A 17730-nucleotide genomic window follows, 5' to 3' on the forward strand; every position below is an offset into this window, starting at 1 on the left:
GGGGCCCCGGCCGGGGCCCCGGTACCGGACCCGGCCCTGTCCCCGGCCGGGGCGGACGTCTCCCGGGTGGTGTCCCAGGCGTCCCAGTCGGCCAGGTCGGACAGGTCGGCGTCGCCGGGGCCCGGGCCGGAGGGGTCGTCGTCCGGTGGCTCGTCGTCCGGAAGATCGTCGTCCGGCGGCTCGGTCCCGAACGGGTCGGTGTCGAACGGATCGTCGTCCGGCGGCTCGGCGTCGAACAGATCGATGTCGGGCGGCCCCGCGTCGGCGGGCGCGCCGCCGGGGCCGGTGGAGTCCGGCTCGCCCCCTCCGGCCTCCTCCGTCGCGCCGGGCCGGTCCGCCGTGCCGGGCCGGTCCGCCGTGCCGGGCCGGTCCGCCGTGCCGGGCCGGTCCGCCGGCGCCGTCGGGCCCGTCGGATCCGTCGGGGCCGTCGGATCCGTCGGGGCCGTCGGATCCGTGCGGTGGGGCGGTTCACCCCGCTCGGAGGCCGCGGATGTGTCCTCGGCCTCCGCCCTCAGCAGCTCCTCCATGTGTGCCAGGACCGTGTCCGCCGCCGCGCGTCGGCGGGCCAGGGACTCCGGGTCCAGCGGAAGGGGCCAGGCGTGAGGTGTGGTCTCGGCACGCAGGGACGGGTTCTCGTCGGTCTCCTCCGGCTCGTCCGCCCATGCCTCGATCTCGCCGTACCCCGACGCGCAGTGGTCGTACAGGGCGCGCAGAAAGTCCGACGGGCCGCGCGGGCGCTTCTGCGTCGGGCCCCACCAGTGGCCGGAGCCGAGCAGCAGGGTGCGCGGGCGGGTGAAGGTGACATAGCCCAGGCGCAGTTCCTCCGTGTGCTGGTGCTCCTTCATCGCGTCCTTGAACGACTTGAGCCCCTTCGCGTCCCAGGACGGCACATCCGGCAGGGTCGGCGCGTCGCCGCGCAGCGCGTGCGGCAGGACCTTCGGCTGGGACGTCCAGGCCTCGCGCGCCCGGCCGTTGGGGAACTGTCCCGTCACCAGTCCCGGTACGGCGACCACATTCCACTCAAGTCCCTTGGACTTGTGGGCGGTGAGCACCTTCACGGTGTTCTCGCCGCCCGGCAGCGCGTGGTCCAGGCCCTTCTCGTACTGCGCGGCCGTCCGCAGGAACGCCAGGAACGCCAGCAGTCCCGCCTCCCCGTCGAGCGCGGCGAAGGAGGCCGCGATGTCCAGGAAGCCGCTCAGCGTCTCGCGGCGGCGGGCGGCCAGCGCGTGCGGTGACGCGGACAGCTCGACCTCCAGACCGGTCGTCGCCAGGACGCGGTGCAGGACGTCCATCAAGGGATCGGCCAGGGACCGGCGCAGCTCGCGCAGCTCGGCGGCCAGCCGCGCGAACCGCACACGGGCGGCGGCGGAGAAGGGCAGCCCGTCCGCCGGAGCGCCCGCGGGCTCCAGGAAGGTGTCGAGGGCGTCCGCGAGCGAGATCACCTCGGCCGGATCGGTGCCCTCGACCGCCGCGGCCAGCCGCGCGTCGAGATCGTCCTCACCGTCCTCGCCGCCGCCCCGGTGGACCAGCAGCCGGGCCCTGCGGCCCAGCAGCGCGAGATCGCGCGGCCCGATACGCCAGCGCGGTCCGGTGAGCAGCCGTACGAGTGAGGCGTTGGCGCCCGGGTCCTGGAGGACCTCGCACATGGCGACGAGATCGGCGACCTCGGGAAGATGGAGGAGCCCGGAGAGCCCCACGACCTCGACGGGTATGTCACGGGCCACCAGCGCGCCCTGGATCTCCGGGAAGTCACCGGCCGTACGGCACAGCACGGCGATCTCGCCCGGCTCCTCGCCCGTGCGCACCAGATGGGCGATCGAGTCGGCGAGCCACTCGATCTCCTCCGCGTGGGTCGGGAGCAGGGCGCAGCGCACCGCGCCGTCGCGCTCCGCGCCGGGCGCGGGCCGCAGCGCCTCGACGCCTTCGTGCATCGCGCGCAGCGGCCCGGCGAGACCGTTGGCGAGGTCGAGCAGACGGCCGCCGCTGCGCCGGTTCTCACTGAGCGAGAAGCGGGCGGCCGGGCCGCCGTCGGCGTACGGGAAATGCTCCGGGAAGTCGTCCAGATTGGCGACGGAGGCGCCGCGCCAGCCGTAGATCGCCTGGCAGGGGTCGCCGACCGCCGTCACCGCGTGCCCGGTGCCGCCGCCGAAGAGCCCGGACAGAAGCAGCCGTTGGGCGACCGAGGTGTCCTGGTACTCGTCGAGCAGGACGACCCGGAACTCGTCCCGGAGAATCGTCCCGACCTCGGGTCTGGTCGAGGCGAGTCCGGCCGAGAGCGCGATCTGGTCGCCGAAGTCGAGCAGATCGCGGGCGCGCTTGGCCTCGCGGTAACGCCCCACGAGGTCCAGCAGTTCACGGCGGGCGGCCACCGTCTCCGGCACCTTGCGCAGCTCGGCGTTGCTGAGCCTGGCACCGTCCAGGGCGCGCAGCAGCTCGCCGTCGTACGCGGCGAGGCCGCCCGGGTCCACGAGATGCTCGGCCAGCTCGGCGTCGAGCGCGAGCAGATCGCTGACCAGGGCGGGGAGCGTCTTGGTCAGGGCCGGGTACGGTCCGGGCGCCTCCCGCAGCACCCGCGCGGCGAGCTGGAAGCGGGTGGCGTCGGCGAGCAGCCGGGCCGTCGGCTCAAGTCCTATCCGCAGACCGTGGTCGGTGAGCAGCCGTCCCGCGAAGGCGTGGTACGTGGAGATCCGGGGCTCGCCCGGGGGGTGGTCCGGATCGATCACATCGGGGTCGGTGACCCCGGCCCTTACGAGCGCCTTGCGGACGCGCTCGGCCAGCTCGCCCGCCGCCTTGTTGGTGAAGGTGAGCCCGAGGACCTGTTCCGGGGCGACCTGTCCGCTGCCCACCAGCCACACCACGCGGGCGGCCATCACCGTGGTCTTCCCGGAGCCGGCTCCGGCCACGACGACCTGCGGGGCGGGCGGCGCCGTGATGCAGGCCACCTGCTCCGGGGTGAAGGGGATGCCGAGGAGCTCCTTGAGCTGCTCGGGATCGGTGAGACGTACGGACACCCGGAGAGGCTATCCGCCACCACTGACAACGCCCGCCGGGCGGTTGCCGCCGAGACGCCCCGGGCGCGGCTCTCACTCCACGACGTGCCGGCCCTCCGGCCGTGCGCTGCACGAGGCGTGGAAGGCGCAGTTCGCGCAGTGTCCCCCGGTGGTGGGGGTGAACCTCTCGTCCAGTACGCGGCCGGCGGCGGTGGTGAGCAGTTCGCCGACCCACTCCCCCGCGAGCGGCTCCTGTGCCTGGACCTTGGGGAGTTGCTCGCCGCCCTCCTTCTTCGGCGCCGGCTGGCGCAGTTGGACGAGTTCGGCGCCGCCCGGCTCCGGGCGCCGGCCGTCGAAGACCTCGTCCAGCGCGCCCTCCCGTACGGCGAGCTGGTAGACGGCGAGCTGGGGGTGGTGCGCCACCTCGTCCTTGGTGGGGGCCCGCTTGCCGGTCTTGAAGTCGACGACGTAGGCGCGGCCTTGGGTGTCCCGCTCCACACGGTCCATCGAGCCCCGGATGCGCACCTCGTACGCGCCCGCCTCCAGGGTGACGTCGAAACCGTGCTCGGTGGCGGCGGGAGTGCGTCCGCCGCGGTCCATGACATGCCAGCGCAGAAAGCGTTCGAGCGCCACGCGCGCGTGCTCCTTCTCCTGGCTGGACTTCCAGGGCGCGTCGAAGGCGAGCGCCTCCCACACGGAGTCCAGCCGCTCCATGAGGACGGCGAGATCGGCGGGGGTACGGCCGGAGGCGACCTCGTCGGCCAGGACATGGACGACGTTGCCGAAGCCCTGGGCGGCCGTGGCGGGCTCGTCCGCCTTCACCTCGCGGCCCAGGAACCACTGGAGCGCGCAGGTGTTCGCCAACTGGTCCAGGGCGCTGCCGGACAGCGCGACGGGCTGGTCCCGGTCGCGCAGCGGAACGGCGCTGCGGGTCGGCTCGTACAGGCCCCACCAGCGGTGCGGATGCGCGGACGGTACGAGCGGCTGGCCCTCCTCGTCGCCGAGCGCCGCGAGCCGGGCCAGACGGCGGGCGGCGGCGTCGCGCAGGGCGGGCGACGCCTCCGGGTCGACGGTGGTGGCGCGCAGCTCCGCGACGAGCGGGGCGACGGCGAGGGGGCGACGGGGGCGGCCGGTGATGTCCCTGGGCTCGACGCCGAGTTCGGTGAGGAACCGGGAGGGCTGGTCGCCGTCGTCGGCGGGCGCCTTGACGGCGGTGACGACGAGCCGGTCGCGCGCGCGGGTGGCGGCGACGTAGAAGAGTCGGCGCTCCTCGGTCAGGAGGGCGCCGGGAGTGAGGGGCTCGGCGAGGCCGTCCCGGCCGATCCTGTCCGCCTCCAGGAGGGAGCCGCGGCGGCGCAGATCGGGCCAGAGGCCCTCCTGCACACCCGCGACGACGACGAGCCGCCACTCCAGGCCCTTGGCCCGGTGGGCCGTCATCAGCCGTACGGCGTCGGAGCGTACGGCACGGCGGCTGAGGGTGTCGGCGGCGATGTCCTGGGCGTCCAGCTCCTCCAGGAAGTTGAGCGCGCCCCGGCCGCCGGTGCGCTCCTCGGCGCGGGCGGCGGCGTCGAAGAGGGCGCACACGGCGTCGAGGTCGCGGTCGGCGTTGCGGCCCGCCGCGCCGCCGCGCAGTGCGGAGCGTTCGAGCCTGGCCGGCCAGGGGGTGCCGTCCCAGAGCTCCCAGAGCGCCTCCTCCGCGGTGCCGCCGCCTTCGAGCAGCTCCCGCGCCTTGCGCAGCAGCGTGCCGAGCCGCTGGGCGCCCCGGGCGTACGCCGGATCGTGTGCGACCAGCCGCTCGGGCTCGGCGAGCGCCCGTGCGAGCAGCACGTCGGACGGCGCCGGCACCCGGTTGCCGCCGGCCCGCTCCTCGTCCCGCAGCGCGCGCCCGAGCCGGCGCAGATCCGCGGCGTCCATACCGCCGAGGGGGGAGGTGAGAAGGGCGAGGGCGGTCTCGACGTCGAGCGCGGTCTCGACGTCGGGGGTCGATTCGACCTCGGGGGTCGATTCGACGTCAGGGGTCGTCCCGGCGTCGGGCCGGCCGACGGCACCGGGCGCGTCCGGCGCGGACGCGGGCCGCTCCGGCGCGGGCCGCTCCGGCCGGTCGTGGTCCCGCGCGTCGTCGTCGGGCACGTCCGGAACGTCCGGAACGTCCGGCGCGGGCACGTCCTGGTCCGGCGCGTCCTGCTCGGCCGTGCCCTCCTCCGGGCCGGGCCGGGGACGCAGCGCCGCCTCGGCCACCGCCCGGAGTGCCGTCAGGAGCGGCGACACCGCCGGTTCATGGCGCAGGGGCATGTCGTCGCCGTCCACCTCCAGTGGTACGCCCGCCGAGGTCAGCGCGCGACGGATGGAAGGGATGGTGCGACCGCCCGCACGGACCAGGACCGCCATGTCGTTCCACGGGATGCCGTCCTCCAGATGCGCGCGGCGGAGGATGTCGGCGATGTTGTCCAGCTCCGTGGAAGGAGTGGGGAATGTGTATGTCTCGACCTGGCCGCCCTGCCGTACCGGCACCGGCTCACGGTGTGCCTGCACCTTCTCGGCGGGCAACCGTGTGAGCGGCATACGGCGGGTGAGCCGCCGGGTCGCGTCGAGCAGCCCCGCGCCGGAACGGCGGGAGGTGCCGAGGACCGCCACCGGTGCCGGGCGGCCGTCCGCGCGCGGGAAGGCGTGCGGAAAGTCCAGGATGCCGTTCACATCGGCGCCGCGGAACGCGTAGATCGACTGGTCCGGATCGCCGAAGGCGACCAGTGTGCGGCCCTGTCCGGCCAGCGCGCCCAGCAGCCGGACCTGCGCCGGATCGGTGTCCTGGTACTCGTCGACGAACACCGCGTCGTACTGGGCGACGAGCCGCTCCGCGACCTCGGGGCGGCCCGCCAGCAGCACCGCCCGGTGGACCAGCTCCGCGTAGTCGAGTACGCCCTGGATATCCAGAACATCCAGATACTCCGCGAGGAAGGACGCGGCGGCCGACCAGTCGGGGCGGCCCGTGCGCCGCGCGAACGCCGCCAGCGAGTCGGGGCCGAGGCCCAGCTCACGGCTCCGGGCGAGCACCGCCCGTACCTCGTCGGCGAAGCCGCGCGTGGTGAGGCACGCGCGCAGCTCGTCCGGCCACCTCACGCGCCCCCGGCCCTCGCGCTCCAGCACGAGCTGGCCCGCGAGCAGATCCCGCACGGCGACGTCCTGCTCGGGGCCGGAGAGCAGCCTCAGCGGTTCGGTGAAGAGGTCCGCGTCCTGGTGCGCGCGGATCAGGGCGTAGCAGAACGAGTGAAAGGTGGTGGCCTGCGGGCCGCGTCCGCCGCCGAGCCGGACGGCCATCCGGTCGCGCAGCTCCACGGCCGCCTTGCGGCTGAAGGTGAGGACCAGGATCCGTTCGGGATCCGTCCCGCCCGCGACCCGCCGGGCGACCGACTCCACCAGCGTCGTGGTCTTGCCCGTACCCGGCCCCGCCAGCACCAGCAGCGGTCCCGTCCCGTGGTCAACCACCCCGCGCTGGGCTGCGTCCAGCTCAGGGGGGGCCACCGGGACCGGCGGCGTGCGCACCAGGCGGTACGCGCCCGGGATCCGCTGCCGTACCCGACGGTGCGGGGTACGCCCGGTGGAGGAGGAGGAACTCACGTGGATCGCCGGTCCTGGAAGAGGTGCTGGTGGTGACGCGGGGGACAGGGGCGCCTGAGGCGCGGCGGGTGAAAGTGACGCGCGCCGTTGACGCTACGCCGCCGGGCGGGCGGGACGCAGGCGGTCCGCCTCCCACGCCGCCGTCCGCCCTGCCGTCCACGCCGCCGTCCGCACCGCCGGGCGGAGGCGTCCGCCGTGCGCCGCCTCACGCGCCGTCGTGTGCGCCTTCGTCCGGTTCGTGTGGTCCTCAGCACGCCTGTGGCGCGTCCCGCGCCGGGGCCGGATGGCGGAAGCTGTCATATGTGAGCCACCCCGCCGGCCTCCGCGCCGCCGCCGTCCCAGCGCGCCCGCTTCAGGTCCAGCCGCGGCAGATGCCCCTCGGCGTTCCGCGGGGCCTCACGCAGCGGTGTGCCCTCCTCGCGGTAGCGGTCCAGGGCCGTCAGCTCATGTCCCGGGAGCAGCACACCGTCCGAGCGGACCACCCGCCACCAGGACACGGCGGCTCCGTAGAGGGCCATGACCCGGCCCACCTGGCGCGGGCCGCCCTCGCCGAGCCACTCCGCGACATCGCCGTACGTCATCACACGGCCGGACGGGATCAGCTCGGCGACATCCAGCACCCGCTCCGCGTACTCCGGCAGTTCTCCGGGCTCGTCGGCCCGGCCCGTGCCCGCGTCCGTCCCCTCGCGCGCGCTCTCGTCGTTCCTCATCCGCCTTATCCTGCCGCACGCCACCGACACCTCCGTCGCCGCCGTCACCGAACGGTTCCGGAGCGCGTCCAGCCGGTCACCCTGTGTACGTACGGTTGCAAAGAGGAGCATTCCGCCCACCCCGAGTCCCCGCAATGCACCCTGATGCCCGCGTCTGTCGTCGGCTCGTGCCACCATCATCCCGGCGGTGACTGGTGATACGAGATCAAGAAGAGACGGATTCGGTGGAGGAGCGGGCCGTGCAGCCGACTGCGACGGCGGACACCTCCGGCGCTGAGCCGCGCCCGGAAACGGCCCCGAGGGCCCGGGCCGGCGTGACCACCGGCCCCCGGACCGCGGGACCCCGGGCCGAGGGACACCGGCCCACCGGCCCCGACGACCTCCCGCCGGCGCCCGTCCCGTCCCCGGACCAACCGTCCGAGGACCCTGCGTTCAAGGACCGGCCGTCCGAGGAACTTGCGTCCGAGGACCGATCGCCCAAGGACGGCGCGGCCGAGGCCCCCTCCCCCGACGGTCTCCCACCGGACGACCTCCCGCCCGACGGCTGTGACACCGGCGCCACCCGTGCCGACCGCGTCTCCGGCGACGAACCGCTCCTCGCGGCCCGGGTCCACCGGCCCTCCGATCTGCTGCGGCTGCTGATCGGCGTCCTGGCCATCGCTCTCCTCCTCGGCCTCTCCGCCTTCGCCCACGGCACCACCACCGGCCTGGAACAGGACATCTCCAAGGGCACGGGCCAGGCCCCCGACCTGATGGTCAAGGTCGCCGGACTGGTCTCCAGCATCGCCGTGCTGCTCGTCCCGGTCGCGTTCGCCATCGAGCGGCTGATCAAGCGTGACGGGCTGCGGATCGCGGACGGCGTCCTCGCCGCCGTACTGGCCCACGGCGTGACACTCGCCACCGACCTCTGGGTCGCCAGATCGGCGCCGGAGTCCATCCAGGACGCGCTGACCCGGCCGCAGCTCGGCGCCGGTCTCACCGATCCCGTACACGGCTATCTCGCGCCCGTCATCGCCTATATGACGGCCGTGGGCATGGCCCGCAGGCCGCGCTGGCGGGTCGTGCTCTGGGTGGTGCTGCTGCTCGACGCCTTCGCGATGCTGGTCGCCGGCTACACCACTCCGTTCTCGATCGCCCTGACCGTACTGATCGGCTGGAGCGTCGCGTACGGCACGCTCTACGCGGTCGGCTCACCGAACGTACGGCCCACCGGCCAGACCCTGATGGCGGGTCTGCGCCATGTCGGTTTCCGCCCGGTCAGCGCGATGCGCGCCGAGGAGGTGTCGGACTCCGCCGAGCAGGGCGACCGGGGCCGCCGGTATCTGGTCTCGCTGGAGGACGGGCCGCCGCTCGATGTCACCGTCGTCGACCGCGAACAGCAGGCGCAGGGCTTCTTCTACCGGGTCTGGCGGCAGCTCACGCTGCGCTCCTTCACCACCCGCAGCTCCATCCCCTCCCTGCGCCAGGCGCTCGAACAGGAAGCGCTCCTCGCGTACGCGGCCATCGCCGCCGGTGCCAACGCCCCGAAGCTGATCGCCACCTCCGAGCTCGGTCCGGACGCCGTCATGCTGGTGTACGAGCACCTGGGCGCGCGGTCCCTGGACTCGCTGCCGGACTCGGCGATCACCGACGAGCTGGTACGGAACGCCTGGCACCAGGTGAAGGCGCTCCAGTCCCGCCGTATCGCGCACCGCAGGCTCACCGGCGACGCGCTCGTGGTGGACCGCTCGGGCAAGGTGATCCTCACGGAGCTGCGCGGCGGTGAGATCGCGGCGGGCGATCTGGTGCTGCGGATGGACACCGCGCAGTTGCTCACGACGATGGGCCTGCGGGTGGGCGCGGAGCGCTCCGTCGCCGCCGCCGTGGAGGTGATCGGCCCGGACGCCGTCGCCGACTGTCTGCCGCTGCTCCAGCCGATCGCGCTGAGCCGCTCCACCCGCGCGACCCTGCGCCGGCTCGCCCGTGAGCGCTCGCAGCGCGAACGCGACGCCGTACTCGCGGCGTCCGCGACGAACAAGCGCGCGCGAGCCGCGGACATCGCCGCCGAGGACGGTGACCGCAAGGCCGTACGGAAGTCCCTGCGCGCGGAGAAGCAGGCCGAGAAGCGGGCGATAGACGACGCGCTCGACGAGGCGCGCGAGGAGGACCTGCTCTCCCAGATGCGGCGGCAGGTGCTGCTGATCAGGCCGCAGGCACCGGTCGAACCGGTCCGGCTGGAGCGGATCAAGCCCCGTACGCTCATCAGCTTCATCGCCGGGGCCATCGCCGCGTACTTCCTGCTCACGCAGCTGACACAGCTCGACTTCAACACGGTCGTCAGCCAGGCGCACTGGGGCTGGGTGGCCGCCGCGGCGGCGTTCTCGCTCCTCAGCTATGTCGCGGCGTCGATGAGCCTGCTGGGCTTCGTGCCGGAGCGGGTGCCGTTCCGCAAGACGGTCGCCGCGCAGGTCGCCGGTTCGTTCGTGAAGATCGTCGCTCCGGCGGCGGTCGGCGGTGTGGCGCTGAACACCCGCTTCCTCCAGCGCGCGGGAGTAAGGCCGGGGCTCGCGGTTGCGAGCGTGGGCGCGTCGCAGCTCTTCGGGCTCGGCTCGCACATCCTGCTGCTGCTGTCCTTCGGCTATCTGACCGGTACGGAGAAGTCGGCCTCGCTCACTCCCTCCAGGACGGTGATCGCGGGTCTGCTGACGGTCGCGGTGCTGGTGCTGGTCGTGACCGCGATCCCGTTCCTGCGGAAGTTCGTGGTGACGCGGCTGCGCTCGCTGTTCGCCGGCGTGGTGCCGCGCATGCTCGACGTGCTCCAGCGGCCGATGAAGCTGCTCACCGGCATCGGCGGGATGCTGCTGCTGACCGGTGTGTTCGTGATGTGTCTGGACGCCTCGATCCGGGCGTTCGACAACGGCAACCAGCAGCTCAGCTACGCGAGCATCGCGGTGGTCTTCCTGGCGGGCAGCGCGCTCGGCTCGGCGGCGCCGACACCGGGCGGTGTGGGTGCGATCGAGGGCGCGCTGACGCTGGGCCTGATCGCGGTCGGACTCCCCAAGGAGATCGCCGCGCCCGCCGTCCTGCTGTACCGGCTGCTGACGCTGTGGCTGCCGGTGCTGCCGGGCTGGGTCTGCTTCAGCCACCTCACCCGCCGGGGGGAGCTCTAGGGCCGTGGCCCTCCAGGGCCTTGGTCCTGTCCGGGGCGCCCGGCGGGCCGCTCCCCCGGCCGCGGGGCGCCACTCGCATGGCCGCCGCCCCGCGCGGCCCGCCGCCCCGCGGCGCACGATGGATCCATGCCGACCTCCACCACCCGGCGCGGCGCGTCGCTCGCCGCGGTCACCGCCGCCGCCCTGCTGGCCGCCACCGGTTGCTCCGGCCTCGGGGGCCCCGCCGACGGCACCAGCTTCAACGGCGGCAGGGCGAACAGCACGGCCGTGCCCGAGAACCTGGCCTCCCAACGGCCGCACTGGACGGCATGCCCGGCCCCTTCGACCGCCGAGGGCGGCGGTACGCGACCGTCCCCGCTGCCCGGTGGCGCCCAGTGGCAGTGCGCGTCGATGAAGGTGCCGCTCGACTACGCCAGGGCGGGCGGCAGAACGATCGACCTGGCCCTCATCCGGGCCCCGGCACGCGACAAGGCCCGGCGGATCGGCTCGCTCGTCTTCAACTTCGGCGGTCCCGGCGGGTCCGGCATCACCGGACTGCCGTCCTTCGCGGCGGACTACGAGAAACTCCGGTCCCGTTACGACCTCGTCAGCTTCGACCCGCGCGGTGTCGGCCGCAGCGACCCGGTGGAGTGCAAGGACGACAAGCAGCTCGACGCGTACTACGCCCAGGACGCGACACCGGACGACGCCGCCGAGGTGAAGACCTTCACCCAGGGACTCGCCTCCTACGCGGCGGCCTGCGAGAAACGCTCCGGCAGCTCACTCCCGTATGTCGGCACGACCAACGCCGCCCGTGACATGGAGCTGATGCGCAAGGTCCTCGGCGACAGGAAGCTGTACTACTTCGGCATCTCGTACGGCACCGAACTGGGCGGCGTCTACGCCCACCTGTATCCGAAGTCCGTCGGCCGCGCGGTCCTCGACGCCGTGGTCGACCCGTCCCAGAACGCCGAACAGGGCTCGCTCGGCCAGACGAAGGGCTTTCAGCTCGCCCTCGAGAACTTCGAGAAGGACTGTGTGGCACGAGGCGCCGCCTGCCGGCTGCCCGGCACCACACCGAAGCAGATCGAGGGCTTCATCACCCGGCTGCTCGCCCGGCTCGACAAGAAGCCGGTCGCGGGCATCGGCAACCGCAAGCTGACCCAGACCCAGGCCACCAACGGCATTGCCCAGGCGCTCTATTCGAAGCAGTTCTGGCCGTATCTGGAACAGGGACTCGACGAGGCCGACGGCGGCAACGGGGCGCTGCTGCTCGCGCTGTCCGACGCGATGAACGGACGCGACGAGTACGGCAGGTACAGCAATATCCAGGCGGCCAACGCGGCCGTCAACTGTGTGGACTCCAAGGAGCGTTACACACTGGAGCAGACCAAGGCCAAGCTCCCGGAGTTCCGCAGGGCGTCGCCCGTCTTCGGGGACTTCCTGGGCTGGGGCCTGATGAGCTGTTCCAAGTGGCCGGTGCCGGGCCGATGGACCCACCCGGACGTCAGCGCTCCCGGCTCGGCGCCGATCCTGATCGTCGGCAACACCGGTGACCCCGCGACGCCGTACGCGGGCGCCAAGGCGATGGCCGACGCGCTGGGCAAGGGCGTCGGCGTCGAGATCACGTACCACGGCCAGGGCCACGGCTCGTACGACAGCGGAAACCCGTGTGTGCAGAGCGCCGTGAACAACTATCTGCTGAACGGCACCGTGCCCGCGGCGGGCACCGTATGCCGCTGAGGCACGGCCCTCCCGGCGCCGCCCGGCCGGAGGGTGTCCGGACGGGGGCGACGCCGGGCGTTCGCGGGCCGGCCCGGACCCCGGTTGTCCTCCCTCCCCGGACGGGCTTGAATTGCCCGATGCCCAGACGCTTCCGGATAGCCGCCCTGTCCATGCTGTCAGCGGGATCGCTGCTGCTGACCGGCGCCCTCGCCGCATGCGGCGGCGGTACGCGGGACACTCCGCCCGACGCCAAGGCCGCCTCCCCGGTCACCGCCACCACCGCTCCCGGGTCCGTCCGGGGAGAGGCCGGGAAAGCCGGACCGGCGGTTCCCCCGATACCCGCCGCGTTCCTCACGCAACCGCTCGACTGGCACCCGTGCGCGGCTCCCGAGAAGGCACGGGGCAGCGCCGCGAAGGCTCCCGGCTCCGCCTGGCGGTGCGCCACGATGCAGGCGCCGCTCGACTACACCGAGCCGGCCGGCGAGACCATCGGAATCGCCCTGATCCGCTCGGCGGCGCGGGACAAGGAGCGCCGGATCGGCTCGCTCCTCTTCAACTTCGGCGGGCCCGGCGGCTCGGGTGTCGCCACGCTGCCCGGTGCGGCCGGTCTCTTCGACACCCTCCATGCACGGTACGACCTGGTCGGCTTCGATCCTCGCGGAGTCGCCGAGAGCTCCGCGGTGGTGTGCCGGGACAATCAGCAGACGGAACGGTCCCTCCGCATCGACTCCACTCCGGACACTCCGGAGGAGGAGCGGACCTTCCTCGAGGACGCGGCGGCGTTCGGCGCGGGCTGCGTGAAGCGTTCGGGACGGGTCCTGCCGTACGTGGGAACCACCAGTGCCGCCCGGGACCTGGATCTGATGCGCCAGGTGCTCGGCGATCCGAGGCTCCACTACTTCGGCTTCTCGTACGGCACCGAACTGGGCGGCACCTACGCCCACTTGTTCCCGTCGAAGGTCGGACGGCTCGTTCTGGACGCGGTGGTCGATCCGACGGCCGACTACATCGGCCACTCCCGCAACCAGGCGCTCGGCTTCCAGCGCGCCCTGGACAACTACTTCGAGAGCCGTGGCACCAGCGCGAGAAGCGGCACCGCGCGGGTGGTGAAGCTGCTCGACCGGCTGGACCACGAGCCCTTGCCCACCTCCATGGGCCGCACGCTCACCCAGGGCCTCGCGCTGACCGGCGTCATCGGTCCGCTGTACGGCGAGGAGAGCTGGCCCGAGCTGACGGACGCGCTGGAGAGCGCCGAGAACGGCGACGGCACCGGGCTGCTGCGGCTGGCCGACTCGTACAACGACCGTGACGCGCGGGGCCGTTACGGTGTCGCGCACCACGCGCAGCGCGCCATCTCCTGTGCGGACGCGAAAGGCCGGGTCGGTGCGGCCGAGGTCAGGACCAGGCTGCTGGCCGACTTCAGCGAGGTGTCGCCGGTCTTCGGCCCGTATCTGGCCTGGGACCTGGCCGGCTGGTGCTCACGCTGGCCGGTCGCGGGCGAACACGTCACGCCGGAGGTGGCGGCGCCGGGCGCGGACCCGATCCTGGTGATAGGCGGCAAGGGCGATCCGGCGACTCCGTACGAGGGCTCCGAGCGGATGGTCGCGGAGCTCGGCGAGGGCGTCGGTGTCCATCTCACCTTCGAGGGCGAGGGCCATGGCGCGTACACCACCGGGAACCGCTGTATCACCCGGCTCGTGGACGACTACCTCCTGCGCGGCGAGGTCCCGGAGTCCGGCGGGAGCTGCGCGGACGACGCGTAGGCGCCCGAAGTAGGCGCGCGTGAGAGGGCGAGCACGGCGGAGGGGCCGGTCCGCGCGACGGCGGACCGGCCCCTCCGGCCGGGCGGACGGACCTGACGGGCGGACCGGCAGACCGGCAGAGCTAGTAGACCGGCTTCGCCGGCTCGATCTGGTTGACCCAGCCGATCACTCCGCCGCCGACATGCACCGCGTCCGCGAAGCCCGCCGACTTCAGCACCGCGAGCACCTCCGCGCTGCGGACACCCGTCTTGCAGTGCAGAACGATCTTCTTGTCCTGCGGCAGGGTCGCCAGGGCGGTACCCATCAGGAACTCGTTCTTCGGGATCAGCTTGGCGCCGGGGATCGAGACGATCTCGTACTCGTTCGGCTCCCGGACATCGATGATCTCGATGTTCTCGCCGTCGTCGATCCACTCCTTGAGCTGCTTGGGAGTGATCGTCGAACCGGCCGCCGCCTGCTGGGCCTCCTCCGACACGACACCGCAGAAGGCCTCGTAGTCGATGAGTTCGGTGACGGTGGGGTTCTCGCCGCAGACCGCGCAGTCGGGATCCTTGCGGACCTTGACCTGGCGGTACTGCATCTCCAGGGCGTCGTAGATCATCAACCGGCCGACCAGCGGCTCGCCGACGCCCGTGAGCACCTTGATCGCCTCGGTGACCTGGATCGAGCCGATGGACGCGCAGAGAACGCCCAGCACACCGCCCTCGGCGCAGGAGGGCACCATGCCCGGCGGCGGGGGCTCCGGGTAGAGGCAGCGGTAGCACGGGCCGTGCTCGGACCAGAACACGCTCGCCTGGCCGTCGAAGCGGTAGATCGACCCCCAGACGTACGGCTTGTTCAGCAGCACGCAGGCGTCGTTGACCAGATAGCGGGTGGCGAAGTTGTCCGTGCCGTCCACGATCAGGTCGTACTGCGAGAAGATCTCCATCACGTTCTCGGCCTCGAGCCGCTCCTCGTGAAGGACCACCTTCACATAGGGATTGATACCGAGGACGGAGTCACGCGCGGACACGGCCTTGGACCGGCCGATGTCGGCCTGGCTGTGGATGATCTGGCGCTGCAGGTTCGACTCGTCGACCTCGTCGAACTCCACGATGCCGAGCGTCCCGACACCGGCCGCGGCCAGGTACATCAGAGCCGGGGAGCCGAGACCTCCGGCACCCACACACAGCACCTTCGCGTTCTTCAGCCGCTTCTGCCCGTCCATCCCGACGTCCGGGATGATCAGATGACGGGAGTACCTGCGGACCTCGTCGACGGTGAGCTCGGCAGCGGGCTCGACCAGGGGTGGCAGCGACACAGGGACCTCAACAGGGGGTTGGTCGATGATTCAGTACGGTTCTTGTCCCTGCAACACTGCCACGGCCCTTGTCATTCCGAGACACCCGGTCCGACTCGCGAGATGATCTCGTCCCAGTGGCCGGGCGGTGAGCCCCGGGGGCCGGCGGTGGTCAGATGCGGCACGCCGCCTCCATCCAGATGTCCGCGAGCGACTCCTCCAGATTGATCCGGGGCCGCCAGCCGAGCCGGTCGCGGGCGGTGCGTACGTCCGCCTGCTGCCAGCCGCCGCAGCCGTCGGGGTACGGGAACGGGCCCGCGCCGATGTGTTCCGGCAGCTGCTCGCCGCGTGGCGGGCCGATGGTCGCATGACCGGGACGCAGCGGTCCCGGGGGCATGTCGAGTTCGTGCAGGGCTCCGGCGTAGCCCGCGACCCTCGCCAGCACCGCGGCGGCGTCCCTGAGCTTGACCGCCCGGCCGGTGCCGATGTTGACGATGCCCTGGGCGGCGGAGAGCGAGGCGGCGTGCACGGCGCGCGCCACGTCCCGTACGTCCACGAAGTCGCGCTGCACGCCGAGTCCGCCGAGCTTGAGCTCGCCGTCCCCCGCCTGCATGGCACGGCGCATGGCCTCCGCGAGCCGGCCGAGCGGGGAGCCCGCCGGGGTGCCCGGGCCGACGGGCGAGAAGATCCGCAGCACGATCGCGTCGAGTCCGGAGCCGAGCACCAGCTCGGAGGCGGCCAGCTTGCTCACGCCGTACGGGCCGCCGGGGCGCGGCACGGCGTCCTCGGCGGTGGACGAGCCGTGCTGGGAGGGGCCGTACTCGGAGGCGCAGCCGAGCTGGACGAGTCTCGCTCCGCAGCCGCTGCGGCGCAGGGCCTCGCAGACCGTGGCGACGGCGACGGTGTTGTGCCTGGTCAGTTCGCGGGCGCCGCCACGGGTGGCGCCCGCGCAGTTGATCACGACTCCGGGGTGCACGGCGTCCAGGAAGCGGGTGAGGGCTCCCGGGCTGCCGCCCGCGAGATCGAACCGTACGTCCGCGTCGTCGCCGCGGCCGAGCGCGGTGAGGTGCACGGCGGGATCGGCGAGCAGCCGGTCGGCCACGAAGCGGCCGAGGAAACCGTTGGCACCGAGCAGCAGGACTCTCATCGCGGTGCCCTTCCGTGCCGACGGGCCTTGGCGAAGGCCGGTGCTGGGGATGGCGGGGTCATGTCTGGTGTCTCCTTCATCGTGTTGCTGTGCTTGACCGTGTCGCGCCGCGCGCCCGGCTCCGCCGCCCGGACCGCCGCGAACGCGTGCAGCAGCGGGACCAGGTCCTTGGCGGGCTCGATCCTGCCGACCCACACGAGCGTGCCCGGACCGCCGTCGCCGGCGCCCGCCGCGGCGCCCGCCGAAAAGCCTCCCCGGCTCCCCGCCGGGACCGCCCCGGAGAAACGCTCCGCCTCCATCCCCGGGTGGACCGTCCGCAGCTTGGCGCGGTCGGCGCCGCACCACTCCTGCCACCGTCCGGCATGGGCGTTGCCGGGAGTGATCACATCGGCCTGCCGGTAGATCTCGGCCGCCGGCCTCCTCCGGAAGGCGGCGGGCAGCGCGCGGACGGGCGTGCCGAGCGGAGCAGCACCCGCCGGAGCGCCGCCCGCACCGCCGCCCGCACCACCGGCCGCGCTCGCCGCAGCACCGGTGGCGAGGTAGTGCGCCCTGAGCTGGACGCCGTACTCCGTGACCACCAGCGGCACACCGAAGAAGCGTTTGGCCAGGAGCCCCGGGAGAGCGGCGGATCCGCCGGAGGCGGCATGGCAGAGATCGACCGCGCCCGGCGTCGCGTCGTCGTACCAGTCCAGCGACAGGGGGCGCAGAGCGCGCTCCAGCCGATCGGCGAAGGCCAGGAGGTCGGGCACGGTCGCGAAGCGCACGCTCCGGCGCGCGCCGGGCGCACGACAGGCGGACTCCACCAGCCGTACGGCCGCTTCCGAGCGCAGCCCCCGGTGGAGACCGCCCCGCTCCCCGGCGAGATCGGCCAGCCCGTGGAGCCCGGCGGCGAAGCCGTCGGCGCGTTCCGCCGAACCGTCCCGGGAGCCGTCACCGGAGCCGTCCCGGGGGCCGCTCCCCGGGCCGCCCTCCGGCCCGTCCGAGCAGACCGCGGCGACCAGTCGGCCGAAGTGCTCCGCGAACCGGCGCCGGTCGCGCCGCCCGTGGCCACGGCCGTCGTCGGCCGGTGCCCGGAGCGGTGCCGTGCGCACCCGCTGGATCCGGCGCGGCGGCTCCGTCCAGCCGCGCTCCTCCCGCCACGCGCTGCGGCTGAGCGCGCAGATGTCGAACTCGTGCTGTGCGAGCCCGCGTACGAGCCGGTCGCACCAGAGCCTGGATTCACCCGTGGCATACGGATGGCCACCGTCCGTAAGCAGTCCGATCCGCACGAGTACACCCCCGATCTCCCTTGTGGGCAGCCGCCGTTGGCACGGCGACACGCAGCGGGACGACCGTAAGCGGATATACCGGTGGTGCGACGGACGGTTGTCCGT

At 73.2% G+C, this 17730-nt stretch carries 8 protein-coding genes and 1 pseudogene; 3 read left to right on the forward strand and 6 right to left on the reverse strand.

Annotation, left to right across the window (positions count from 1 at the left end; translation table 11 throughout):
• The 3 genes from BFF77_RS11410 to BFF77_RS11420 all read right to left on the reverse strand — a co-directional run.
• A partial coding sequence (locus tag BFF77_RS11410) for a UvrD-helicase domain-containing protein (RefSeq protein ID WP_245703363.1) occupies nucleotides 1-3011 on the reverse strand: 3011 nt, incomplete at its 3' end.
• A 72-nt stretch (nucleotides 3012-3083) separates the two neighbouring features.
• Nucleotides 3084-6605 (reverse strand): ATP-dependent helicase, encoded by a 3522-nt coding sequence (locus BFF77_RS11415; RefSeq protein WP_066947266.1) that lies wholly within the window; start codon nucleotides 6603-6605, stop codon nucleotides 3084-3086.
• A gap of 296 nt (nucleotides 6606-6901) precedes the next feature.
• Nucleotides 6902-7315, reverse strand: a complete 414-nt coding sequence (locus tag BFF77_RS11420; protein WP_066947269.1) for an MGMT family protein — start codon at nucleotides 7313-7315, stop codon at nucleotides 6902-6904.
• A 239-nt stretch (nucleotides 7316-7554) separates the two neighbouring features.
• Here BFF77_RS11420 and BFF77_RS11425 point away from each other — a divergent pair, with 239 nt between their 5' ends.
• From BFF77_RS11425 to BFF77_RS11435, 3 genes are all read left to right on the forward strand, one after another.
• Complete coding sequence (locus BFF77_RS11425; RefSeq protein ID WP_211280201.1) at nucleotides 7555-10464, forward strand: lysylphosphatidylglycerol synthase transmembrane domain-containing protein; 2910 nt, start codon at nucleotides 7555-7557, stop codon at nucleotides 10462-10464.
• Nucleotides 10465-10590: 126 nt separating this feature from the next.
• The gene (locus tag BFF77_RS11430; RefSeq protein ID WP_066947271.1) at nucleotides 10591-12186 is read left to right on the forward strand and encodes an alpha/beta hydrolase; all 1596 of its coding nucleotides are present in this window, start codon (nucleotides 10591-10593) and stop codon (nucleotides 12184-12186) included.
• Nucleotides 12187-12305: 119 nt separating this feature from the next.
• Nucleotides 12306-13931 (forward strand): alpha/beta hydrolase, encoded by a 1626-nt coding sequence (locus BFF77_RS11435; protein WP_211280202.1) that lies wholly within the window; start codon nucleotides 12306-12308, stop codon nucleotides 13929-13931.
• Between the two features lie 121 nt (nucleotides 13932-14052).
• Here the strand turns inward: BFF77_RS11435 and moeZ are convergent, their stop codons facing one another.
• The 3 genes and pseudogenes from moeZ to BFF77_RS11450 all read right to left on the reverse strand — a co-directional run.
• Nucleotides 14053-15231, reverse strand: a complete 1179-nt coding sequence (gene moeZ, locus BFF77_RS11440) for an adenylyltransferase/sulfurtransferase MoeZ (protein WP_066947278.1) — start codon at nucleotides 15229-15231, stop codon at nucleotides 14053-14055.
• 151 nt (nucleotides 15232-15382) lie between these two features.
• Entirely contained in the window at nucleotides 15383-16357 is a 975-nt protein-coding gene (locus BFF77_RS11445; protein WP_066947280.1) for an NAD-dependent epimerase/dehydratase family protein, read from the reverse strand.
• A gap of 107 nt (nucleotides 16358-16464) precedes the next feature.
• Nucleotides 16465-17625 (reverse strand): annotated as a pseudogene (locus BFF77_RS11450) (DUF3492 domain-containing protein); the annotation flags it as partial.
• Nucleotides 17626-17730: the final 105 nt, after the last annotated feature.

It is taken from the genome of Streptomyces lushanensis (assembly GCF_001700515.1).
Lineage (GTDB): Bacteria > Actinomycetota > Actinomycetes > Streptomycetales > Streptomycetaceae > Streptomyces > Streptomyces lushanensis.

What these genes read in the sequence shown, in the direction of transcription:
- BFF77_RS11420 (WP_066947269.1), bottom strand. Translation starts at nt 7,315, where the DNA reads ATGAGGAACGACGAGAGCGCGCGCGAGGGGACGGACGCGGGCACGGGC.
- BFF77_RS11430 (WP_066947271.1), top strand. Translation starts at nt 10,591, where the DNA reads ATGCCGACCTCCACCACCCGGCGCGGCGCGTCGCTCGCCGCGGTCACC.
- BFF77_RS11435 (WP_211280202.1), top strand. Translation starts at nt 12,306, where the DNA reads ATGCCCAGACGCTTCCGGATAGCCGCCCTGTCCATGCTGTCAGCGGGA.
- BFF77_RS11445 (WP_066947280.1), bottom strand. Translation starts at nt 16,357, where the DNA reads ATGAGAGTCCTGCTGCTCGGTGCCAACGGTTTCCTCGGCCGCTTCGTG.